Source organism: Brevibacillus brevis, assembly GCF_900637055.1.
GTDB classification, from domain to species: domain Bacteria; phylum Bacillota; class Bacilli; order Brevibacillales; family Brevibacillaceae; genus Brevibacillus; species Brevibacillus brevis.
The window spans coordinates 3,511,096-3,533,630 of record NZ_LR134338.1; the positions used below are offsets into that span (position 1 = coordinate 3,511,096).

The 22,535-nt window shown below is 49.9% G+C and carries 23 protein-coding genes; 2 read left to right on the plus strand and 21 right to left on the minus strand.

Going from position 1 to position 22,535, the window contains the following annotated elements; genetic code table 11:
• Positions 1-5: 5 nt before the first annotated feature.
• The 16 genes from EL268_RS16565 to EL268_RS16640 all read right to left on the minus strand — a co-directional run bounded on the left by EL268_RS16565 (position 6) and on the right by EL268_RS16640 (position 14,601).
• Positions 6-1,223, minus strand: a complete 1,218-nt coding sequence (locus tag EL268_RS16565) for a M20 family metallopeptidase (RefSeq protein ID WP_106653110.1) — start codon at positions 1,221-1,223, stop codon at positions 6-8.
• A 37-nt stretch (positions 1,224-1,260) separates the two neighbouring features.
• Positions 1,261-2,223 (minus strand): P1 family peptidase, encoded by a 963-nt coding sequence (locus EL268_RS16570; RefSeq protein ID WP_106653109.1) that lies wholly within the window; start codon positions 2,221-2,223, stop codon positions 1,261-1,263.
• Positions 2,223-2,780 (minus strand): ECF transporter S component, encoded by a 558-nt coding sequence (locus EL268_RS16575; RefSeq protein WP_056493023.1) that lies wholly within the window; start codon positions 2,778-2,780, stop codon positions 2,223-2,225. Before EL268_RS16575 ends, EL268_RS16570 begins: the two co-directional genes overlap by 1 nt.
• Before the next feature lie 66 nt (positions 2,781-2,846).
• Entirely contained in the window at positions 2,847-3,683 is an 837-nt protein-coding gene (locus tag EL268_RS16580; RefSeq protein ID WP_048032728.1) for an energy-coupling factor transporter transmembrane component T family protein, read from the minus strand.
• A 13-nt stretch (positions 3,684-3,696) separates the two neighbouring features.
• On the minus strand, positions 3,697-4,557 hold the full coding sequence (locus EL268_RS16585; RefSeq protein WP_106653108.1) for an energy-coupling factor transporter ATPase: 861 nt from the start codon (positions 4,555-4,557) through the stop codon (positions 3,697-3,699).
• Positions 4,554-5,423, minus strand: a complete 870-nt coding sequence (locus EL268_RS16590) for an energy-coupling factor transporter ATPase (RefSeq protein ID WP_106653107.1) — start codon at positions 5,421-5,423, stop codon at positions 4,554-4,556. The genes EL268_RS16585 and EL268_RS16590 overlap by 4 nt, the downstream gene beginning before the upstream one ends.
• Positions 5,424-5,585: 162 nt before the next feature.
• Positions 5,586-6,884 carry a sigma-54 interaction domain-containing protein gene (locus EL268_RS16595; protein ID WP_106653106.1) on the minus strand — a complete coding sequence of 433 codons (1,299 nt, stop codon included), beginning with the start codon at positions 6,882-6,884 and terminating at the stop codon, positions 5,586-5,588.
• On the minus strand, positions 6,881-7,123 hold the full coding sequence (locus EL268_RS16600; RefSeq protein WP_106653159.1) for a hypothetical protein: 243 nt from the start codon (positions 7,121-7,123) through the stop codon (positions 6,881-6,883). Before EL268_RS16600 ends, EL268_RS16595 begins: the two co-directional genes overlap by 4 nt.
• A gap of 24 nt (positions 7,124-7,147) precedes the next feature.
• A complete protein-coding gene (locus tag EL268_RS16605; RefSeq protein ID WP_106653105.1) occupies positions 7,148-7,483 on the minus strand; it encodes a TIR domain-containing protein in 336 nt (111 codons plus the stop codon).
• Positions 7,484-7,604: 121 nt separating this feature from the next.
• Positions 7,605-8,276, minus strand: coding sequence for a GNAT family acetyltransferase (locus EL268_RS16610; RefSeq protein ID WP_106653104.1), 672 nt, complete (start codon positions 8,274-8,276; stop codon positions 7,605-7,607).
• Between the two features lie 41 nt (positions 8,277-8,317).
• Positions 8,318-8,989, minus strand: coding sequence for a GNAT family N-acetyltransferase (locus EL268_RS16615; protein ID WP_106653103.1), 672 nt, complete (start codon positions 8,987-8,989; stop codon positions 8,318-8,320).
• A 36-nt stretch (positions 8,990-9,025) separates the two neighbouring features.
• On the minus strand, positions 9,026-9,883 hold the full coding sequence (locus tag EL268_RS16620) for a carbon-nitrogen hydrolase family protein (RefSeq protein WP_106653102.1): 858 nt from the start codon (positions 9,881-9,883) through the stop codon (positions 9,026-9,028).
• Positions 9,884-10,011: 128 nt separating this feature from the next.
• Positions 10,012-11,271: a M20 family metallo-hydrolase gene (locus EL268_RS16625; RefSeq protein ID WP_106653101.1), complete on the minus strand. Its 1,260-nt coding sequence runs from the start codon at positions 11,269-11,271 to the stop codon at positions 10,012-10,014.
• Positions 11,268-12,890, minus strand: coding sequence for an amidohydrolase (locus EL268_RS16630; protein WP_106653100.1), 1,623 nt, complete (start codon positions 12,888-12,890; stop codon positions 11,268-11,270). Before EL268_RS16630 ends, EL268_RS16625 begins: the two co-directional genes overlap by 4 nt.
• A 26-nt stretch (positions 12,891-12,916) precedes the next feature.
• Positions 12,917-14,407: a sodium:solute symporter family protein gene (locus EL268_RS16635; RefSeq protein ID WP_106653099.1), complete on the minus strand. Its 1,491-nt coding sequence runs from the start codon at positions 14,405-14,407 to the stop codon at positions 12,917-12,919.
• Positions 14,404-14,601 carry a DUF3311 domain-containing protein gene (locus EL268_RS16640; protein ID WP_026043050.1) on the minus strand — a complete coding sequence of 66 codons (198 nt, stop codon included), beginning with the start codon at positions 14,599-14,601 and terminating at the stop codon, positions 14,404-14,406. The genes EL268_RS16635 and EL268_RS16640 overlap by 4 nt, the downstream gene beginning before the upstream one ends.
• Positions 14,602-14,754: 153 nt before the next feature.
• Between EL268_RS16640 and EL268_RS16645 the strand changes: the two genes are divergently transcribed.
• Positions 14,755-16,398 carry a PucR family transcriptional regulator gene (locus EL268_RS16645; RefSeq protein ID WP_106653098.1) on the plus strand — a complete coding sequence of 548 codons (1,644 nt, stop codon included), beginning with the start codon at positions 14,755-14,757 and terminating at the stop codon, positions 16,396-16,398.
• A 43-nt stretch (positions 16,399-16,441) separates the two neighbouring features.
• The gene (locus tag EL268_RS16650) at positions 16,442-16,627 is read left to right on the plus strand and encodes a hypothetical protein (protein WP_047069069.1); all 186 of its coding nucleotides are present in this window, start codon (positions 16,442-16,444) and stop codon (positions 16,625-16,627) included.
• 66 nt (positions 16,628-16,693) lie between these two features.
• Here the strand turns inward: EL268_RS16650 and EL268_RS16655 are convergent, their stop codons facing one another.
• The 5 genes from EL268_RS16655 to EL268_RS16670 form a co-directional block, all read right to left on the minus strand.
• The gene (locus tag EL268_RS16655; protein ID WP_047069488.1) at positions 16,694-18,307 is read right to left on the minus strand and encodes an ABC-F family ATP-binding cassette domain-containing protein; all 1,614 of its coding nucleotides are present in this window, start codon (positions 18,305-18,307) and stop codon (positions 16,694-16,696) included.
• 349 nt (positions 18,308-18,656) lie between these two features.
• Positions 18,657-19,778: a sulfate/molybdate ABC transporter ATP-binding protein gene (locus tag EL268_RS16660; RefSeq protein WP_106653097.1), complete on the minus strand. Its 1,122-nt coding sequence runs from the start codon at positions 19,776-19,778 to the stop codon at positions 18,657-18,659.
• The gene (gene cysW, locus EL268_RS33135) at positions 19,775-20,641 is read right to left on the minus strand and encodes a sulfate ABC transporter permease subunit CysW (RefSeq protein ID WP_106653096.1); all 867 of its coding nucleotides are present in this window, start codon (positions 20,639-20,641) and stop codon (positions 19,775-19,777) included. The genes EL268_RS16660 and cysW overlap by 4 nt, the downstream gene beginning before the upstream one ends.
• Positions 20,642-20,653: 12 nt before the next feature.
• Positions 20,654-21,490 (minus strand): sulfate ABC transporter permease subunit CysT, encoded by an 837-nt coding sequence (gene cysT, locus EL268_RS33140; protein WP_106653095.1) that lies wholly within the window; start codon positions 21,488-21,490, stop codon positions 20,654-20,656.
• A gap of 30 nt (positions 21,491-21,520) precedes the next feature.
• Positions 21,521-22,513 (minus strand): sulfate ABC transporter substrate-binding protein, encoded by a 993-nt coding sequence (locus tag EL268_RS16670; RefSeq protein WP_373863417.1) that lies wholly within the window; start codon positions 22,511-22,513, stop codon positions 21,521-21,523.
• Positions 22,514-22,535 lie beyond the last annotated feature (22 nt).

Sequence of the window (22,535 nt, forward strand, 5' to 3'; positions counted from 1 at the left end):
GGCGATCAAGCTCGTACTGGCTGCGTCAAAAACGTTAATGCAGACAAGGCAAAAAGCTGGGTGGATTCCACCAATTGGTCAATAGCTACGTACTCATCTGCATGGTGAGGGATGTGGCGATCACCTGCGCCTGTCGTCAAAATCGGAATGCCGGCCTTGTGCAGGAAGGTTCCATCTGTCGCACCTGGGACGCCATTATATACGGGTTCTTTTTTCGTGATTTCCCGATAGGCGCTCGCAACGGCAGTCACGACTTCTTCCTTCATGCCAGTCAACGTCCAAGGACGCTCTTCGATTACTTCCAAGGTGGCTTTGAAATTGTCATCTTCTTTGCTTAATCCTTCTAATATGGCACTGATTTCTTTGTACAGCTCTTGGTGGTCCTGCCCCGGTACCGTGCGAATATCAAGAGTCGTCATGCATTGATCAGGAACGACATTGATTTGGGCGTCTCCTTTGACAGGGGCCTGCAAAATCGTCGGAGTGATACTCGGCCACCCCAACATCGGGTGCTCTCCCAGACGAGCCATTTCCTTGCGCTCCAGCTCCTCTAACGCCACTATGGCGCGTGCCATCCTTGTGTTCGGATTGATTCCCGTCAGTGGCATGGCACCATGCGCCATCTTGCCAAACGTACGAAGAATGGCTCGCATGGCTCCTTTTTGCGTAATGCAGAGCTGATTTTCTTCCGGTTCGCAGATAATCGCCGCATCGACGTTGTTAGCCCAACCGCGACGGATGAAATCTTTGATCCCGATCATCATGCTCTCCTCATCGCAAGGGATGCACAGGAGGATTTTGCCTGTAAAAGACTGTTTGGATCGTTGGATAGCTTTGACGGCACATATCGCGGCAGCCAGATTTCCTTTTGTGTCACAGGAGCCACGCCCGTAGATACGCCCACCAGATATTGTCCCGCCAAAAGGGTCGTAGCTCCAAGCATCCCGATCCCCTTCTGTTACGACATCTGTATGGGCTTCGAACAAAAGCGTTTTGCCAGGCCTGCCCGAATCGTAAAAAGCGATGACATTCGGTCTGCCTGGAACAACCTCCTCATAGAAGACCTGCAAACCCATATTGCGAAGATAATCGGCGACAAATAGCGCGACCCGCTCTTCATTCGCTCCTGCCTGATCGGGACGAAACACACTCGGAATTCTAACTAGCTCCTGCGTAAGGCGCACAACTTCCTGCTCGTCAACAAAGGATATCACCTGATTCATCCGACAATCCTCTCCTCTGCATCCAATTATGTTACACCTATTCCTGGAAGTAACTGCGATAAGATGGCAGTCCCCCTGCTTCCTCTGCGTGCTTAACTGCTTGTATGACGGCTTCTGCCAGCACATCTGCGGACAACGCGCCCACCAAGTCTACACTCGCCTCTACTTCGCCTGTTGCTACAGCAAAAATCGTATCGCCATCGTACATGGTGTGAATGGGACGGATCGTACGGGCAAGCCCGTCGTGGGCCATTTGCGCTACTTTGTTTGCTTCTGCTTTGGACAAGCGGGCATTGCTCGCGACTACGGCAATCGTCGTGTTCGTGCCTGGAGGAATCGGGGCAAAAGCTTGCTGGCGCATCATCTCCACGCTATCCCGAATGGCTCCCTGCTCATCTCTCGGCCCGGCGAGGATCGTCCCTGACTGTGGATCTACGACATGACCGACCGCATTTACAGCGACGAGGGCGCCTACGACGAGTCCATTAGGCAAAGTCATGGAAGCTGTGCCCAACCCGCTCTTCATCGCGTTCCCAAATCCATTCAGCTTGCCTACTGACGCACCTGTACCAGCACCGGCATTTCCTTGCGCCATTGTCTCACGGCTTGCTGCCTGTGCTGCCTCATAGCCCATTTGACGATCCGGGCGAACCCGATAGTCGCCTACAGCCAGGTCGAACAAAACTGCTGCAGGAACGATAGGAACGACGCCATAGCCAACATCCAGTCCGATGCCTCTTTCCTCCAAATACTGCATGACACCTGTAGCAGCATCCAAACCGTATGCACTGCCACCCGAAAGGCAAATCGCATGGACGACACTCACCAGATTGACAGGGTCCAAGAGATCTGTCTCGCGGGTGCCCGGGGCAGAACCCCGGACATCTACGCCGCAGACAGACGGCTTTTCCAGCACAATCACACTGCATCCCGTTAATGTTTCTTCGTTTTGTGCATGCCCGACAAGTACGCCGGGTACGTCAACAATCGTTCCGGTCATTATAAGTCTCCTGAAATTTTTGATTTTTGCCTGCCTGCTGAGCCCAATTTCTTCCAAGCTGCAACGACAGCCAATGTAACAATGACAGAAACAATTGCTTCTGGCAAGCCGCTCGTGATTGCGACTGTGGTCGCCACACCGAGCGTCATGTATCCTCGAATAACAGCCATGCCCAGTACCAGAATCGTGTTTGTCATCGCCCCAATAAAGCCAGCGGCACCAATCGCCAAGTACTGATTGACGTTTTTCAAACCGACATAGGTCAAGTAAGCAGTCACACCGATGAACAAACGTGGCAGGATGGCTACAAGAGGGTCTTTAAAAAGCGGAACGGTGGCATTTAAGAAAGAAGAGACTCCAAATATAAGGCCAATGATCATACCAACGCCCCAGCCCTCCATTATGCCCCCGATGACAGCCGGGATGTGCATAATAGTGGCATTGCCCGCTGCTGTCGGAACCGGAATGTAGCCAAGACGTGTCACCCCGAGCAAAATCGCTATCGCGCCAAGAACGCCTGCAATGACAATCTTGCGAACGGTCAAGCCTTTTTCCATGCATACTCCTCCTTTTACGAGTTTTATGTGGAATGCCCTACTCAGGCGAGTTCCCGCTAGTCTCCCTTACCAAGGTATGGCGAGCATGACGGCAGAAATGACAATGCTTGCGATCAGCGCGACATAATCTTTGCCTACTGCCTTGTATTGGGTGTATCTGGTCCGTGCAGCACCTGGTGTGTAGCATCTGGCTTCCATTGCCAAAATCAAATCTTCTGCTCTGGAGAGCGCCACATTAAACAGCGGGATGATGATGGGAAACATGTCTTTTGTTCGCTGGATGATCCGCCACCATTCTCCTGTACCGAAATCTGCACCACGGGATGCTTGAGCTTTCATCATTTTCTCCATTTCCATCGCGAAAGTAGGTACAAAGCGCACGGCTATCGTGATGATCAACGCAAAGGCATGAACCGGAAACTTTACTTTTTCCAACGGCCCCAGCAGTCGCTCCATTCCGTGCGTGAGTTCCGTAGTAGAAGTGCTGAGCGTGAGGACACTCGATAAGAAGATCACTTCTACAAAGCGCATGGCAGACACGATGACGAGACGTACGCTCTCACTCGTGATCGTGATGAAGCCGTATTTCAAATAAACGGTACCGCCATTGACAACTTCGCCGTAAAAAAGCAACTGCATGATCGCCAATATAATGATAAAGGGGATAGCGGGCTTAATCCCGGATATGCCGTAATGCAGGGGGATTTTCGAGATTTGAAACATCCAGATACAAATGGCTAAAGCAAACAGGTTGCCCACGTATGTATCGCAGATGGCGATGGCTAAGATGAGGATGACGAAAGCACCAAGCTTGAAACGAGGATCGAGACGATGAACGACCGAAGCAGTGGGTAAATATTGACCGATGGTAATATTGCGCGTCAATTCAAATTCTGCTGACATGTGGACCCCCTCCTTAGCGGTTCATCAGTTTCAAAATTTCCATCGCTGTCTCTTCGGGTAAAAAAGCGCTAGGATCGATGCTGTAGCCCTGCTCACGGAGTCTGTATAAAATATCAACCGATTCGGGTGTGCCGATGTGATGCTGCCGCAGCAATTCCTGATTGCCAAAAATTTGTCGTGGCGTCCCTTCGCAGACTGATTTGCCGTTTGCCATGACGTAGACACGATCAGCAAGCCTGGCGACCTCTTCCATATTGTGTGAGACGAAAATAACCGTTAGCTTTTCTTCACGATTGAGACGGCGTATGCGATCCAATAGCTCAAGACGAGAGCGCGGGTCCAGCCCAGCTGTCGGCTCGTCAAGCACGAGAACCTTGGGTTGCAAGGAAAGGACACCCGCCAATGCCACCTTGCGCTTCTGTCCGCCACTTAAGGCAAAAGTCGGACGGTCTTTCATCTCCTGAAACGAGAGGCCGACCAAGTCCATCGCCCACTGAACGCGTCGCCTTACTTCCTCTAAAGGCAGCCCCATCCGAAAAGGGCCGTAGGCTACATCATCACCGACCAGTTTTTCGAACAGTTGATCCTCCGGGTTTTGAAAAACCAGCCCTACTTGTCTGCGCAACGTACGAATATCGATCTTGGGTGAAGATACATCCATTCCATTAATGATGACCGTACCGGACTGCGGGCGAATCAGGCCGTTAAAATGCTGGATTAACGTCGATTTTCCCGATCCGGTATGACCGATAATCGCCAAGCATTCTCCTTCTGCCACCTGGATGCTTACCTGGTCGAGAGCCCGATGTTCGAGGGGTGTTCCCTGCATGTAGACATGAGAAAGATTTTGTACGTTTACGATCGGTTGCGTCATGAACCACTCGCCTCCGCTTGTCTGACGTGTAGACGATTAACCTCCGCGACAACTTCCTCATTGTGGATGAGATCAGGTGTAAACTCGCTATATTCGGAGTGGACGAGATGAGCAATTCGGCTCGCGTCTGGAACATCCAGATGAAGCTCGCGAAGTCTTTCCTGATGGGAAAATACTTCTCGCGGAGTGCCCTCCAATACGATCTTGCCGCCCTCCATCACGATGACGCGATCTGCTTCTGCTACTTCTGACATGTGATGGGTCACCGTGACGATCGTCATTCCTTCGCGATGCAGCTTGCGAACGACTGCCAAAATATCCTGTCTGCCATAGCTGTCCAGCATGCTCGTCGCTTCGTCCATGACAAGGACTTGCGGCTTCATCGCCAATATCCCCGCAATGGCGATCCGCTGCTTTTGTCCACCAGACAAATGATGAGGCGGTCGATGGCGAAAGGCACTCATTCCTACTGCCTCTAGGGCAAAGTCCACTCGTATTTTCATCTCTTCTGCAGATGTCCCGATGTTCTCCAATCCGAAAGCCACATCGTCCTCTACAATCGTGGCGACAATCTGATTGTCCGGATGCTGAAAAACCATCCCGACACGGCTCCTCACTTCATGAATGCGCTGTTTTTCACGCGTGTTGATTCCGTTCACGATGACATCGCCTTCCTTTGGAGTCAAAATTCCATTGAGATGCTTGGACAGCGTTGACTTTCCGGACCCATTATGACCAATGATGGCGACATACTCTCCAGGAAACACTTCCAGGGAGACATTTTGCAAGACAGGAATTTGTTGCTCTTGGTTAACCTGATAGGCAAACGAGACATTTTCTACACGAATAATCGGTTGTGGTGTCATGCTCTCCCCTCGCCTCTTCGTAAAAGTCGGATGTGTTGTGTCCTCCATAATTAAGCAACTACCATGCCAAATGAATATGTTTTTAATTTTCTGTAAATTAAACAATTAACGGAGCCACTCTGTTGCAAATATGCATCGCTGATGTTGCAATTGCATCAATTTCTACAACCTTTCGTAGCGCTTCATTTTTCTCCACAGCGTGGACCGATCCATTCCCAAAATTTTCGCCGCCTCTCCCTTGTTTCCCTTCGTTTCCGCCAAAACCTTTCGGATGACTTCTGCTTCTCTCTCTTCTTGATCTCGGAAAGATTGTCGCTGATACAGCTTCTTGGCAAAAAAAGCCGTGTCCTCCTTGCCAAGAGCGTCCTTCTTGCAAAGCAAGACCATTCTTTCCACCACATTGCGCAGCTCTCTTACATTGCCTGGCCAGTCGTATTGTTTGAGAACGTGGAAAACGGCTTCTTCTACTTTCAGATGCCTTTTATTTTCCCGTTCCTTGATTTCTCCAATGATCGATGCCACCAAAAGTGGAATATCATCAATTCGCTCTCGCAAAGCAGGCAACTCTAGCGTCAACACATTCAATCGGAAGTACAGGTCTGAGCGAAACTGCTTTTCCTCTACCAGTCGTTCCAAATCCCGATTCGTCGCCGCGATGATTCTCACATCGACAGGGACAATGCGCTCCCCGCTGATTCTGCGGACTTTTTTCTCCTGCAAAATACGCAAGAGCAGCGCTTGGATCGGGATCGACATCTCTCCGATTTCATCGAGAAATAGCGTACCTCCGTGTGCCAATTCAAACAGCCCGGGCTTTCCGCCTTTTCGCGCGCCAGTAAAAGCGCCCTCCTCGTATCCGAACAACTCGCTCTCCAATAAATTGCCGGGGAGAGCCGCACAGTTAACCGGGATGAACGGCCCTGTTGCACGCTGGCTGCTCAAATGAATCCCTTGGGCAAACAACTCCTTGCCAGTTCCAGTCTCCCCCTGTATGAGAACCGTCGCATCTGTCCGTGCAAAAGTTTCCGCCCATTCCTTCGCTTCCCGGATGGCAAAAGATTCTCCAACGATATCCTCCAGACGGAATTTGGCTTCCAAGCCGCTCTCCATGCTCTGCTTGCGAATGCGCATCTCCATTTTTTGAATGTCGGTGATTTCTTTAAAAGTGGACACGGCCCCAACGATTTCACCCTCTATGACAATCGGCAAACGGTTGATGATAATTTGTCGATTCAGGATCGTTGCGATGTCTCCTATCTCTTTTTTTCCTGTTGCCAAAATTCTCAACATATCTGAATTGGGAATATAACGGGTGATTTTTTGTCCAACGATATTGCCTGGCAAACCGAGTATTTCCATCGCGTTTTTATTGACCCCGATAATAATGGAATCCCGATCGACCGCGATGATCCCGTCGTGAGAAGCGTCCAGAATCGCCTGCATGTGGATGTCATGGATCATTTGCCTGGCTCTCCTTCCTCGGCATGCTCAAGCATGACTGCTACTTCCGGTGCTGGCCTTCTTGCCCGACGCTTTTTTCGTTTCTTTTTCCGTAAAATGAAAATGGACAGGAGCATAAGCGCAAGGATGGCGAGCTCGATCGGTTGTGCCAGCTTTGCAGAAGTCCAGCCACTCATGCCCAGCAAGTGAAAGATGACGGCTATGTAAAGGAAGATCGATGCTAGATTTTGAGCTTTCACCTGTTTCACCTCTGTTTTTTCTCGTTAGGGAAAGACTGCGGCAATCACTTTATCGTTGATCCCACTCTTGGAGTAATAATGAACCGGCTTTCCTTGTTCTTTTGCATACGCAATTTCCTTGCTTGTACTGCTTCCGATATAGCCCTCTACATCGATGACGAAAATCTCGTCGGACAAATCGATTTTTCGAAAGTGAATGTTTGCAAGAAGTTCCGCTTGCTCCTGTGATATCTCAAAGCCCTCGCTTTGTTCGAAAAAGGCTACACTCATCACAATGTTTCCTTGGAGCGTCCAATACGTATTGGCCTGCTCAAATTCCTTTTTGAATTTTGTTGACCCGCATAGTGTGATAACTTTCATTTTGAATCCCTCTTCATACGGCTTATATATTTTTCGCAATAATCTGACTTGCCCGCTACGAAAAACTCCCATGGAGCCGTGAACATAGCTCCACAGGAGAGTTGGTCTTGTTGTCTTTCGATTAGATAGGGAGCAGCTCCACTGTTTCTTTGCTCTCCAAGTCTTTTACCATGTCGAGCCATGCCTGTGGCTTCTGTGGAAGCACGGCGTAATAACGCTTCAAGAACGTGACGATCAGATCCGCTTCGAGCGTCGTTTGCTCTTCGTTTGTCGGCATAAAGCCCAGATCGAGTCCGGATACCGCTTCGCCGTCATTTTGCCAAGATGGATGCACATACGTAAAGTTCGTACGTTTGTAGCCCAGATGAGAGAGTACTTCACGGCGTACAAATGGGTCCATTGGCTTGATCCCGCCAAAGTTGTGTTCTTCCACACGGTACGGGTCGTAGATTTCTGCAAACATCCCGTACAGCTCCTTGCCGTTTTCAGCAGCCAGAGAGAGCAGGTCCTTTTGACGCTCTCTGGCGAGGAATCGGCCCACTCCGAGTCCTTCTCGACCGATGATCGTGAAGTCTGTCATGGCTACGTTCATGTCTGTGTAGTAACGGTATTCGGTAGCGCCCACAACTTCTCCTTCGTGTACAGCTACAAATACACGAATGCCCGGATCTTCCAGCGGTTCTTTCCACAAATCGTACTCCAAAACTTCCTCAGGCGGGAAAACCTCTTGCATCAAACGGTGCATCTTCGCAAATAGCGGATTGTCAATATGTTGAATGCGTACGAACTCCATCAGTCAAATCCCCTCTCGATCGATTATGTCAGAGAAATACCCTACAAATGCTGCTGAAATGGATTTTTCCATTCCATGAGTGTCGCGTAGTTGCGGGATTCCTCATCTTCCAAATAATCCGCCACGACCTGAACAGGCGTGCGACCGCAGCGCATGAGAAATGTAATCACCGGGTCTCTTGCTTCCCCTGTCAGAACACGCTCCAAATACTGCTCAGGTGTCCATTGGTCTGCATAACGTCCATATCCTGGCATGCGACCTCCCCCAAGCAATCTGCGCAGTCCTTTTTGTACCACCAGCTCATACATCGCTTGCATCATCTGTTGACCCAATCCCAGCTTGCGGAAGCTCGGACGAATGCAAATGTCTACGATGTACAGCGTGTCCCCTTTGGGATCATGATTGCGGATATAACCGCTATCCGTGACATCCTCCCACTTATGCTCAGGATGAGCCGGATCAAACTTCACGAGCAGTCCTGTCATCGAACCTGCCAAAACGCCGTCCACTTCTACACAAATGGCTCCTTCGGGGAACAGCGTAATATGGTTCGTCAGCTGCTCCTGGTTCCACCATAGCTCGGACGGGAACGGCGGGGGAAAGCTCTCCGCCTGTATTTGGATCAGCTCGAAGAAGTCTGCGCGATTGTAGTTGCGTATAACGGCTTTGCGTGGCTTGTTCCCTTCAAATACATACAGCTCTTTTCTGTACATATTCATCCTCCTGCTGTCCAGATCACGATGGAATGCTTACTTCCAGTCTGTATACAAATCAGTGCGGCGGTCGCGCCACGTTGTTACGGAGCCTTTTTCCCTCACATCGTATAGTAGTTGAATATCCAGGTCAGCGGTTACCATCATGTCGTGGTTGATTTCCCCTTCAGCAAGAACGCCTCGCGGAGGGAACGGAACATCGTTTGGCGTCAAGATCGCCGCTTGTCCGAAGTTCGCACGCATGAAATCAACTGTCGGCAGTGAGCCTACTGTTCCAGTCAGCACGACATACACCTGGTTTTCAATCGTCCGGGCATGACTGGTATAACGTACGCGGTGGAAGGCATGGCGATCATCCGTGCAGGATGGGCAGAAAATGACGTCTGCGCCCCGTGCTTTGGCGATGCGCACCCACTCAGGGAACTCGATGTCGTAGCAAATAATCATCGCGACCTTCCCTTTGTCGGTCTCAAAGATTTGCAACGAGTCGCCAGCCCCCATGTTCCAGCCTTTTACTTCCCATGGCGTGATATGGATTTTTTTCTGCTGTCCTACACGTCCATCCGGGTAAAATAGAAATGCCGTATTGTAAAGCTTGCCGTTTTCCTCGATGATGTGCGTTCCACCAATCAGATACATCTCATATTGGGCAGCAAGGGAACGAAACAGCTCGACATATCGATCTGTGAAGGACGGCAATGCTGTAATCGGCAGCGCATTGCCCTGCTCGTCTCCGATCGACATGAGTTGAGTCGTGAACAGCTCCGGAAAAAGGAGAAATTCTGTGTCGTACTCTTGCGCGTTTTTCACGTAGTGCTCAACTTGATTGGCGAAGTCTTCAAAGCTATGTATGGTATGCAGATGGTACTGCACAGCGGAAACACGCATTTTCATGCCATTCTTCCTTCCTCAGACGTGATAAGAACCTCTAAGAATAAAATATATCAAAAACAGTCTGTAAAGTCTCGTCATTGGCTGTATGAAAAAAGTCGCCTATCCGCTTAGACGGGCGACTCTCTCTATTATTGGGTGGTGCTCATCCGCAAAACGGTTTTGTAGAGCAGCTCTGTGCCCAGTGCAATGTCTTCATAGGCTGCGTATTCTTGCGGATTATGACTGATACCATCCTTACAGCGGACAAAAATCATCCCGTAATCACAAACGTACGAGAGCGCCAAAGCGTCATGGAAAGGACCACTCATCAGCTCGCGCACAGAGGCACCGAGCTTGCTGCTCTCCTCATGCATGATTGCCTTTATCCAGTCGGCACAGTAACGCGGGTCACTATTCGTATCTTCCGTAATGCTATATTGCAATCCACCTTCTACAGCGGCTAGCTCAATCGCCTCGCGCAACGCTTGTTCGCGCTCATCGCGACGCTTCAAATCGATGTCCCGCAAATCAATCGAAAAACGCACCCGCTCGGGAATGATGTTGCGCGAATCCGGGAACACCTCCAAGTGACCGACTGTACCGACTGTTGGTGCTTGTGGATCGAGCTTTGCCAGCTCATTCACTGCCAGTATTACTTTTGCCGCTCCGACTAGTGCATCCTTTCTCATCGGCATCGGTACGGAACCAGCGTGCCCGGCAAAGCCAGTCAGCTCGACCGTCCACCACAAAGGCCCTGATATCGCAGACACGATTCCAATCGCTTCTTTCGCATCATCGAGAATCGGCCCCTGCTCAATATGCAGCTCCAGATAAGCACCGATGCTGCCTTTGGGATAAATAGACGCTTCCAGGCGATCAGGGTCGCAGCCAAAATCAATCAATGCCTGCCTGCGTGTGATCCCGTTTTTGTCCGTCCTCTCCAAGTCCGTCGGGTCCAGCATCCCGAGAATGCCTTTGGAACCAAACAGTCCTTTTTGAAACCGGCATCCTTCTTCGTCACAAAACGCAACGACCTCAATAGGCTGGGCAGGCATGATCCCTTGTTCATTCAACGTCTGGACGACCTCTAGCCCCCCCAATACCCCGATCACCCCATCGTACTGACCGCCGTATGGCTGCGAATCGATATGCGAGCCAATCATCAAGAGCGGAGCTTGCTCATCCTTCCCCGCCATCCGACCAATCAAATTGCCAAAGTCATCGATCCGCGTCTGAAGGCCGGCTTCTTCCATCCAGCTACGCACCAGCTCTACGCCTGCCCGATCTTCAGCGGACAAAGCGAGTCGACATACACCCGTTTCGCCTATTTTCCCGATTTGCGCCAATTGCTCGATTCGTTTTTGCAACCGTTCTTCATTGATCGCAAGCTTTCTCGCTTTTACGTTCATGCTTGCAGAACCTCCTCATCTTGGCGTTGATAGACGAACTCCCCATCTATCATCGTTTTGTCTACGCGCAGCTCTTTGATGCGATCTGTAGAGGTTGCCAAAATATCGCCGTCCAGCACCACGAGATCAGCCAGCTTCCCGACTTCAATACTCCCTTTGATCCCCTCCTCAAAACTGGCGTACGCTCCGTTCCAGGTAAACATACGGATTGCCTCCATAATGCTGACCCTTTGATTGATCCCCACATCCTGACCTGTTTTACTCAACCGATTAACGGCAGCATGAATCCCGATCAGCGGATTGAAATCAGTCACGGGACTATCCGACGCTCCTGCTGCAATGATCCCCGCGTCGAACTGATCCCTAGCCGGAAACATATGCTCGACACGCTCTCCGATGTTGTTCACATACGAATCTCCGTAATCGTAGATAAAAGCAGGATTCGGGATGGGTACGACACCTAGCCGAGCCATTCTCGCCAACAGATCTGGCGCAGATACACCCGCATGTTCAATTCGATGTCGGTGGTTCTCGCGCGGATGTGCTTCTAGTGCCGTTTCAAAGCATGTCAGCAGCATGTCAATCGCTCGATCTCCCTGGGCATGAGCGGTAATTTGAAAACCTCTTGCATGTGCCTCTCCCAAAATGGTATTCAACTCGTCCTGTTCATAGTAGAGAATTCCGTAATCATCTGGTCGGCTGGTGAACGGTTCACGCATGGCCATCGTGGGCGCAATGCTTGCCCCATCTGTAAAAACTTTCGCGGGTCCGATACGGAAGCGAGCATTCCCTGTACCCGTTACCATTCCGGCATCGATCATCTTTCGGACAAAATCATCGGATTGATTCAGCGCACAAACCATTGCATAGATGCGAACTTTCACATCACCTTCCTGTACCGCTTTTTGCATCGCCCGATAGTTCTCCGGACCGTATCCTCCCGCATCGTGGACACTAGTAATACCCGCAGCAACAAAGTCTTCCGAAGCCAATTGTAGGCCTTGAATATACTCGGTTTCTGTAAAGGCAGCTTTTTCAAACATGTTCATATGTGCCGTTTCGATGAGGAATCCGGTTAGCTCACCATCTGCATCACGATCAATACGTCCACCTTGGGGATCGGCTGTGTTTCGGTCATAACCCGCAATGGCAAGCGCTCTGCTGTTTACGACAGAATGATGAGCGCACGTCCTCATGACAAAAACAGGATGCGCTGTCGTCACTTCATCCAGCTCGGCAAGCGTCGGATAACGCTGCTCGACCATGAGATTTTCATCGAAACCACATGCCCTTACCCATTCCCCTCTGGGTGTTTTTTCCGCTTGTTCTCTCAGTGCAGTGAGCAGGTCAGCAATCGACCGGATCTTTCTCGCTTTGCAATCGACCCCCAGCTTGTTCGTACCGTAAATCGTAATATGCAGGTGGGCATCGATAAAGCCGGGCAACAGACTCTTCCCTTGCAAATCAATGACGTTTGTATGTGATTGAATCAACTGTTTCACATCTTCACTAGACCCGACAGCAAGGATGCGATTCCCTCTGACTGCCACTGCCTCTGCCACCCGATTTTCTTGATCTACCGTGATCACCTGTCCATTGAGAAAAACAGTATCTGCCATATGACTGCCTCCTTTAGGAATAAGTATTAAAGAGTTGATGTGCCTTCTGTGTTTGCTGCATGACGATTGAGTGCAAAAAGATGCTTCGTCACAAATGTCACAGCAAACATCACGACGAGATTGACTAGCAATGCCACGACACCAATGTTCAAGTCTTTGACAACGGCTGGCCAATTTGGAAACATGGTTGCAATCGTCACTTGGAAAATGGTCACATACGCAACGGTAGACACGCCGCATATAATCCCGGCAAACGCACCGTATTTATTCACCCATGGCTTGGCAGGGAGACTGAAAAGCAATGCCGGGAATAACTGTGTGACCAAGCTGTAGCCCATTAATAACAGCGTAACGAGCGTATCTCCCCCACTCAGTGCAAAATAAAGCGAGACCAACGAGATGACAGGCACCAACCATTTGGCAATCCGGGCGATTTGTGCATCAGACGTGTGCGGAGCCATGACTTTGTACACATTTTTCGCCAAGAGTGTCGCCCCGGTCATCAATAGCATCGAGCCTGGTACGAGTGCCGTTAGCAAGCCTGCCGCTCCAATAATCCCGACTACCCACGGATCGAATGTTTGCAACGACAGACGGAGCAAGGACAAATCGCCGTCCGCCCCTTTTAAACCAGGTACTTGCAGAATCGCGGTAAAGCCGACAAAGAACACAAACAGCAGCATCAAGGTATAGAGCGGCAGCATGATCGTATTTTTGCGGAACACATTTTCATTTTTCGCTGAAAACACAGAGCCGAACGTATGCGGCCACATGTAAAAGCCAAACACTGTGACCAGCACCGTAGAAATGTACCAGGAAATGCTTAATCCCTCTTCGGGGAAAGTCAAGAAACCAGGATTGGAGGCTTGTACGGCTTCAAACATTGGCTGGATGCCCCCGTAGTAATGAAACGGAAGGTAAAGCCCAAGGAAAACGACGACAAAGAAAATCATGATGTCTTTGATCGCAGCCGTCCAAGCCGAACCGTGAATTCCCGAGATCATGACGTAAATGGTAACAGCGATGACCCCGATCCATATCGCAGCAGCAGGCGAAATCGAGCCATAGGAAGCTTCCGATACAATGATCCCAAGGCCTTTGAATTGGAGGACGAGATACGGGATAATCGCAATAACTCCGACTGCGGCGACCAAAATGCCAAGTATCGGGCTATTGTATTTGCTCACAAAAAAATCGGATTGGGAGACGAGCTTGTGCTCTTTGGCATACCGCCAAATTGGCGGCAAGAGCCAATAGGAAATGACATAGGCGAGGGAAATGTAAGAGAGAACGTAATAAGATGGTGCCCCTTTGGAGTACGCCCAACCGCTGCCCCCCAAAAAGGTGAATGTCGTATAAATCTCGCCTGCTACCAGCAAGAAAATAAAGATCGAACCAAAACCTCTACCGCCAACGGTCCATTGTTCCATATTCATGTCTTTCCCTTTTTGCGCACGAATACCGGAGTAGAAGGACAGCAATAAAAAGGAAAAAATAATGATCAAGGCAATATTCATTGGCCGTCCTCCTTCGTAGCAGGGTCGATTTTGTTGAGGAATGCCATGATGACGGAAGTTAAGACAACCCAGAGAACGATCCAAAATAGGACAAACGGCATGCCTAAAACATAAGGCTCAACCCGATTCACAAACGGAATTCCTCCCAGCATCCCAATGAACGGCAGTACCCCTAGCCAATCTCTCGCTTTCATGCAACTCCCCCCAGTTTGCTCGATTTGTCCCATTGCCTGTACACATCCTGGACATGTACATTAGTATTATCGAAAAATTCAAATATCTCCTTTGTTCACATGGCTAGAAAACGGAACAGGGTTTTGTGCAAGTAGCTAAAAGATGATGAAGGCATGGTGAGCGTAATGATTACTGTCCGTGAGCTCATACAAGTTGGTGGCTTTGATGAATCGTCAGTGCTTGCAGGCGCGGACTCTTTAGAAAATGAACTGCTAGGTGTCACTTCGTTTGATTCTCCCGATGGCCATAGGTGGCTGCGGGCTGGTGAATTCGTTCTGACGACAGGCTTTCCATTTCTCTCTCAGCAAAAAACATGTACGAAACGGCTGATCACGCTCATCGATGAGCTAGTCGCCATCGGCACCCCCGGGCTTGCCATCAAATTAGGTCGATACATGGAGGACCTTCCTGAAGCCGTTCTCTCCCACGCTACGAAAAAGGCTTTTCCCATTCTGTCCTTTCCGATGGATAAAGCTTGGTCGGATGTCATCGTGCCAGTTGTTCAATGCATCAATGACAAACAGCGCATCGAGCTGGATAGAACCCATGCTATTTATGAACGATTTCATCACTATTTAACGGGTGGAGCTCCGGTTTCTACTTTGACAGATTTACTGTCCGATATCCTTGATGCTCCTGTCTCCATCCATGTCCCCCAGCATAAATGGAAATGGGATTCTTCTCTTGCTCCGCTCCCACTCGATCATTCTTTGGACAAGCTTTACGGTCAGCGCGCTCCGATTCGACTCACGCAAGAGCCTCTTAGCAGACAAAAAGAGGGAATCCATGTCCGGTGGCTTCTCCACGACCAAATCGTGCAGGGAACCATCATCATTGGACAGCGGGAACGTGATCTATACGCGTGGGAAAAAGTCGCCATCGAGCAAAGTGCTGCCCTCTTGTCACTTGAAATGCAGCGCCAACGAGCCATCCAGGAAACATTCCAGCGTTTTCGCAATGATTTCTTGCAACAACTCGTCAGTGGCCAGATCGTCTCACACGAAATGCTCATGCGAAAAGCCGATGAAGTCGGCTGGGAGTTGTCCGATCACTATATTGCGATGATCCTAAGCTCCTCCCCCCACGACAAGACCGGCATGGAACTTTGGCAAGAAAACCATCATCTTCTGAATGCGTTGCACAGCTTTTTTTCCTCAAATGAAGCGATTCTGTATGGATTGGATCAGGAAAATCGTGTCCTCTTGCTCGTACCGTTGTCTATTCATGTCGCTATGGAATCGCTTTCGCAATGGTTGCAGGAACAGTGCTTGAAGACGGTCACCAAGCAACTGGATCAACCCGTTTTTGCAGGAATTGGACGATATCATCCTGAACGGGAAGGCATCGTTCGTAGTTACAGGGAAGCGTTGATCAGCTTGCGAACCGCTCTACATTCTGCAAACCCAGCCAACGTCTCTTCTCTTAGCGTCAAAAGCTACCACGACTTAGGACTCGAGCGAATCATGTACGCAGACGATCCTGCGACAGAAGCACAAGCGTTTGCAGAAGAATGTCTGGGCAAAATTCAAAGCTATGATCGTGAAAAGAACGGACAGCTCTTGCAAACTTTGCAAGTGTTTTTGCAAACGGATGGCAATTACGCAGAAGCCGCGCGTCGTTTGTATGTCCATAAAAATACAATCAAATACCGCATCCAGCTCATCCGGGAGTGGACCGGATTGAATGCGGAAAACGGACACGATCAAATGCTGCTGCGCATTGCCATGACTGCACATGTCATTGGGCATCGCCTTTAATCTTGGTATAATGAATGGGAAAGTCAGGTAGGAGGAGCATCAGATGAACGAATGGTTGAATAAACCCGTGAAGACGATACAGAGACCAAAGAAACGAGGCACGGTAGAATACATCGATGACCAGTATATCGTGGTGTTCTTTACTTCCCCGCGAAAAGAGCGCGTTATTTTCTCGAGCAAGGAAGCGTTCCTTAACAAAATCGAGTTCGTGGAAGACCCCGCAACATGAGAAAAAGCCCCTGACTTCGGCACGATTTGTGCGAAGCCAAGGGCTTTTTATATGTGCGTAGGCAGCTTACGCGTAATGCTCGTCACGCAGGCGTTTGATTTCATCGCTCTCGAGGTACTCGTCGTACGTCATCATTTTATCAATGACACCCTTCGGCGTGAACTCAATGATCCGGTTCGCAATCGTTTGGACGAACTGGTGGTCATGAGATACGAACAGAAGTGTACCGTCGAACTCAATCAAGCCGTTGTTCAATGCAGTAATGGATTCCAAATCCAAGTGGTTCGTCGGTTCGTCCATGATCAGTACGTTGGCACTCGCCAGCATCATCTTGGACAGCATGCAACGAACTTTTTCTCCCCCGGACAATACGTTCGCCTTTTTCAGCGCTTCATCTCCAGAGAACAGCATGCGACCGAGGAATCCACGAATGAATGTCTCGTCTTGATCTTTGGAGTATTGGCGCAGCCAGTCAACCAGGCTTAAATCGGAGTTAAAGTACTCCGCATTGTCTTTTGGGAAGTACGCTTGGGAAGTCGTAACGCCCCATTCGAAAGAACCGCTATCAGGCTGAACTTCACCCATCAAAATTTGGAAGAAGGTTGTTTTCGCCAGCTCATTTGGTCCGACAAACGCAACTTTATCCCCTTTGTTAATGGTGAGGTGAAGGTTTTCAAACAGCTTTTCGCCTTCAATCGTCTTGCTCAAGCCTTCGATGGCTACGAGGTTTTTACCTGCTTCACGCTCTGGCTTGAAGTTAATGAACGGATACTTACGGCTGGAAGGACGAATGTCTTCCAACGTAATTTTCTCCAACAGCTTTTTACGCGAAGTCGCCTGCTTGGACTTGGAAGCATTCGCAGAGAAACGCGCAATAAACTCTTGCAGTTCCTTCATTTTTTCTTCTTTCTTCTTATTCTGATCACGAACCATTTTCAGCGCCAATTGGCTGGATTCGTACCAGAAGTCGTAGTTACCCACGTACATTTGGATTTTGCCAAAGTCAATATCCGCAATGTGCGTACACACCTTGTTCAGGAAGTGACGGTCATGGGATACAACGATGACGGTGTTTTCATAATCCGCCAGGAAGTTTTCCAACCAACGAATCGACTCGATGTCCAAGTGGTTCGTCGGCTCATCCAAGAGCAGGATGTGTGGATTACCAAACAGTGCTTGTGCCAACAGAACGCGTACCTTCTCCGTACCAGAGAGGTCCTTCATTTGCTTGTCGTGCAGGTCTGTCGGGATACCGAGGCCGATCAGCAAGCTAGCTGCATCTGCTTCGGCCATCCAGCCGTTCAGCTCTTCGAATTCTCCCTCCAATTGGGACGCGCGATTGCCGTCTTCCTCGGAGAAATCTTCTTTCATGTAAAGAGCGGTCTTCTCTTCCATGATCTCGAACAGGCGCTTGTGGCCCATAATAACCGTTTTTAACACTTCGTACTCGTCGAATTCAAAGTGGTTCTGCTTTAATACAGCGATACGCTCGCCCGGTGTCACCGAAACGTGACCGCTCGTCGGCTCGATCTCTCCGGAGAGGATCTTCACGAAGGTAGACTTCCCTGCACCGTTCGCACCGATGAGGCCGTAACAGTTACCTGGGGTAAACTTAATGGATACATCTTCAAACAGTGCGCGCTTGCCGTAGCGCAGCGTCACGTTCTGAGTGCTTATCATCGTCGCAATACCTGCCTTTTTTGAATCGTTCAAACACTTATCTTACCAGAGATGACCTCATTTTGCAAAAGATAAACGATTTCGAGCACAGCAAAAAATACCTGACTCATGAAATTGCCTGTGGCAGGGAAAACTACCATGGCAATCCAGTGGGAAGGAGGCAAAGAAATGTCCAAGCACAATGGTGTCAAAAATGAGATGGGAAAGAAAGAAAACCCTTCGCAAACCCGTACATCGAACACAATTAGCAAAGAACAGACTCGCTCCAAGCAACGTGGCGAGTAGCGAGTGCCTCCATCAAAAACCGGCCTGCGGCATATGCAGACCGGTTTATTTGCAATCAATCGGATCAAACACTGGCCTGCAACGGAACGAGAGCAGGGCGATGTGTCTGCAAAGGCTGTGAATCCACGTAGATCGATACATTGTGCAACGTAACGTACACAATGCTCTCCTCTTCTACGTTCAACTCCATAAAGCGCTGCCTGCTCATTTCGGCTTCAAACACCTCATCCGTGTCCAAACGCTTCAAGTCAAGACGAACGATCGGACCCAAGAGGGAAATATGGTTAATCTCGGCCTGAACAGATCTGGCAGACTTCCCCTCTGGCGGACGCAACGAAATCTCTACATCATGTGGGCGCATGTATCCGACAGCGGGAGCCTCCACCGCTTTATCTTTCCAATCTGTCTCGAACTCTGCTTCGCCGAGCTTGATTTTGCCATTTTGGATTCGTCCGTGAAACAGATTGACCCGCCCGAGAAAGCTGTACACGAACGGATTCGCCGGATGATGATAAATTTCTTCGGGCGATCCTACCTGCTCTACTCGCCCTTCATTCATCACAACTACCTGATCCGCCAATTCCATCGCTTCCTCCTGATCGTGTGTGACGAACAGAATCGTCAGCCCGAGCTTCCCGTGCAGATGACGGAGCCAGCGACGCAGCTCCTGTCTCACTTTCGTATCCAAAGCGCCAAACGGTTCATCCAGCAGCAAAAATTTTGGTTCCACTGCCAACGCCCTCGCCAATGCAACACGCTGGCGCTGACCACCGGATAGCTGTGAGGGATAGCGATGTGCGAGACCATCTAGCTGCACGAGCTTTAACAGAGAATGAACCTTTTCACTGATTTCTTCCTTGCTCGGTCGGGTTTTGCGGGAGCGAACTGACAATCCAAACGCAATGTTGTCAAAGATGTTCATATGCCGAAACAAGGCGTAATGCTGAAAAACAAATCCAACCTGCCGCTCGCGTACGTCACGGTTCGTATTATCCTCTCCGTTAAAGAGGATGCTCCCCTCCTGTGGTTGCTCCAGTCCAGCGATGAGACGCAAAAGCGTCGTCTTTCCCGATCCGGAAGGCCCGAGAAGCGCTACGAGTTCGCCTTCCGGGATATGCAGATTTACATTTTTCAGCGCCGTAAAGCTTTTATATGACTTCGTAATGTTCACTACCTCGATACTCATCCGGCTCTCTCTCCTGTCACGTCGTAGTGTTGTTCCTCATCCAGCTTTGCCTGCCGCTCGGTTTTCCACTCGATCAAGCTTTTCAGAATAAGCGTCACCAAGGCTAAGGCAGCAAGCAAGGTGGCTACCGCAAAGGCAGCAGCGAATTGATATTCGTTGTAGAGAATCTCCACATGCAACGGGAGCGTATTGGTCATGCCGCGAATATGACCGGAAACGACGGATACTGCCCCGAATTCACCCATGGCGCGGGCATTGCACAGTATGACCCCGTACAGGAGTCCCCATTTTACGTTTGGCAGCGTGACGCGTAAAAATGTTTGCCAGCCGCTTGCTCCGAGCGAGACTGCTGCTTCCTCCTCGTCTCTTCCCTGTGCTTCCATGACCGGAATCAGTTCACGAGCGACGAACGGAAAGGTAACAAAGGTCGTCGCGAGCACGATACCTGGAACCGCAAATATGATTTTGAAATCCCACGCCTCAAGCAAGGGCGCAGCCACACCTTGACTCCCAAACAAGAGGACAAAGATCAGACCCGCAATGACTGGAGACACGGCAAAAGGCAAATCTATCAACGTAAGCAACACATTTTTACCCGGGAACGAAAACTTGGCGATTGCCCATGCAGCAGCGATCCCGAACGTCACATTCAGCGGAACGCTAATGGCAGCCACAAGCAAGGTGAGCTTGACAGCGGATAACGTTTCCTCATCTGTAATGGACGCAACGAACACCTCCGCCCCTTGCCGAAACGCTTCTGTAAAAACAGCAACAAGCGGAAGAATCAAAAACAAGCCGAGGAAGAGCAAGGCCACGATAATCAATGTCCATCGGATATAGGCCGGCTCCGTCAAATGCTTCATACGTGATACCTCCTAACGGGCCGCATCGAATTTATTGATTCTCCATTGCAAGTAGTTGATGATCAAAAGCATGATAAAGGAAATCACTAGCATGACTGTTGCAATTGCCGTGGCGCCTGCATAGTCAAACTGTTCCAGCTTGGTCATAATCAAGAGGGGCACAATCTCTGTTTTCAACGGCATGTTCCCGGAGATGAAAACGACGGAGCCGTACTCCCCCAATGCTCTGGCAAAGGCGAGCGCAAAACCCGTAATGATCGCCGGTAACAGATGCGGCAAAACCACCCGCCAAAATGTATTCCATCGCGTAGCGCCCAACGTAGCCGCCGCTTCCTCCATTTGCAAATCCCAATCCTGCAAAACAGGCTGGACGGTTCTGACGACAAAAGGAAGACCGATGAATGTTAGTGCAACCCATATACCGATGGGGGTGTACGCTACCTTAATCCCCCATTCCGCCAGATACTGCCCGATCCAGCCATTTTCAGCGTAGATAGAAGTCAGGGCAATCCCGCCTACAGCGGTAGGTAAAGCAAATGGCAGATCAACCATGCCGTCGATGATCCGCTTCCCCGCAAACTGATAGCGAACCAATACCCATGCCACTAAGACACCGAACACTGCATTGAGACAAGCCGCGAAGAAGGAAGTCATAATACTCACACGAATAGAGGCAAGGACGCGCGTATCCATGATCGTCCCTATGAATTGCTCCCAGCTTATCGTCGAAGCTTTTAAAAACAAGACAGACAGAGGGATCAGCACCAGAAGACTCAGGTAGACGATTGTATAGCCCATGGTCATGCCAAAGCCTGGCAAAAAACCTCTGTTGCGCAGTGATTTTCTCATGAAGGTAACTCCTCTGAGGAAAGTGTAGGTCTATGGTTTATAAAGTTGATCGAAGACGCCTTGATCTGCAAAATGAGTCTTTTGTGCTTTCGTCCAGCCACCAAACAACTCATCGATGGTAAACAATTTGATTTCGGGGAATCCGGGTGTATGTGCTTGGAGCACTTCCTGCGAACGAGGGCGGTAGAAATGCTTGGCTGCGATCTCTTGGCCTTTTTTGGTATACAGGAACTGGAGGTATGCTTCTGCTACTTCTTTTGTCTTGTGCTTGTCAGCGTATTTGTCAACGATGGTGACAGGCGGTTCAGCCAAGATGCTCAAGGACGGATTCACAATCTCAAACTTGTCTTTCCCTAGTTCATTGACAGCGAGATACGCTTCGTTTTCCCAAGCAATCAGCACATCCCCAATGCCACGCTCGACAAAAGTAGTGGTCGAACCACGTGCCCCAGAATCGAGGACGGGTACATTCTTAAACAATTGTGACACGAATTCTTGTGCCTTCGCTTCATCTCCCCCATTTGTCTTCAGGGCATATCCCCAGGCAGCCAAGTAATTCCATCTGGCTCCCCCAGACGTTTTCGGGTTCGGGGTGATCACGGAGATACCAGGCTTGATCAAATCATCCCAATCTTTGATTTGCTTCGGATTGCCTTTGCGCACGAGAAACACAATCGTGGAGGTGTAAGGCGAGCTGTTGTCCGAGAGCTTCTTTTGCCAATCGGCAGGAATCAGACCGCGTTCAGCAATCGCGTCAATATCATAAGCGAGGGCAAGGGTGATTACATCTGCTTCCAAACCATCGATGACGGAGCGGGATTGCTTGCCTGAACCGCCATGTGATTGCTTGATCGTCACTGTTTGACCTGTCTTTTGTTGCCACTCTGAGGCAAACTCCTTGTTGATGTCTTGGTAAAACTCGCGTGTCGGATCATAGGAAACATTGAGCAGCTCTACCGTAGAGTTGCTGCCCCCCGCTCCATTCCCTGTTTCTGCTGGTGCAGCAGCTGAGCAGCCTGCCATAGCAGCCGCCAAAGCAACGATT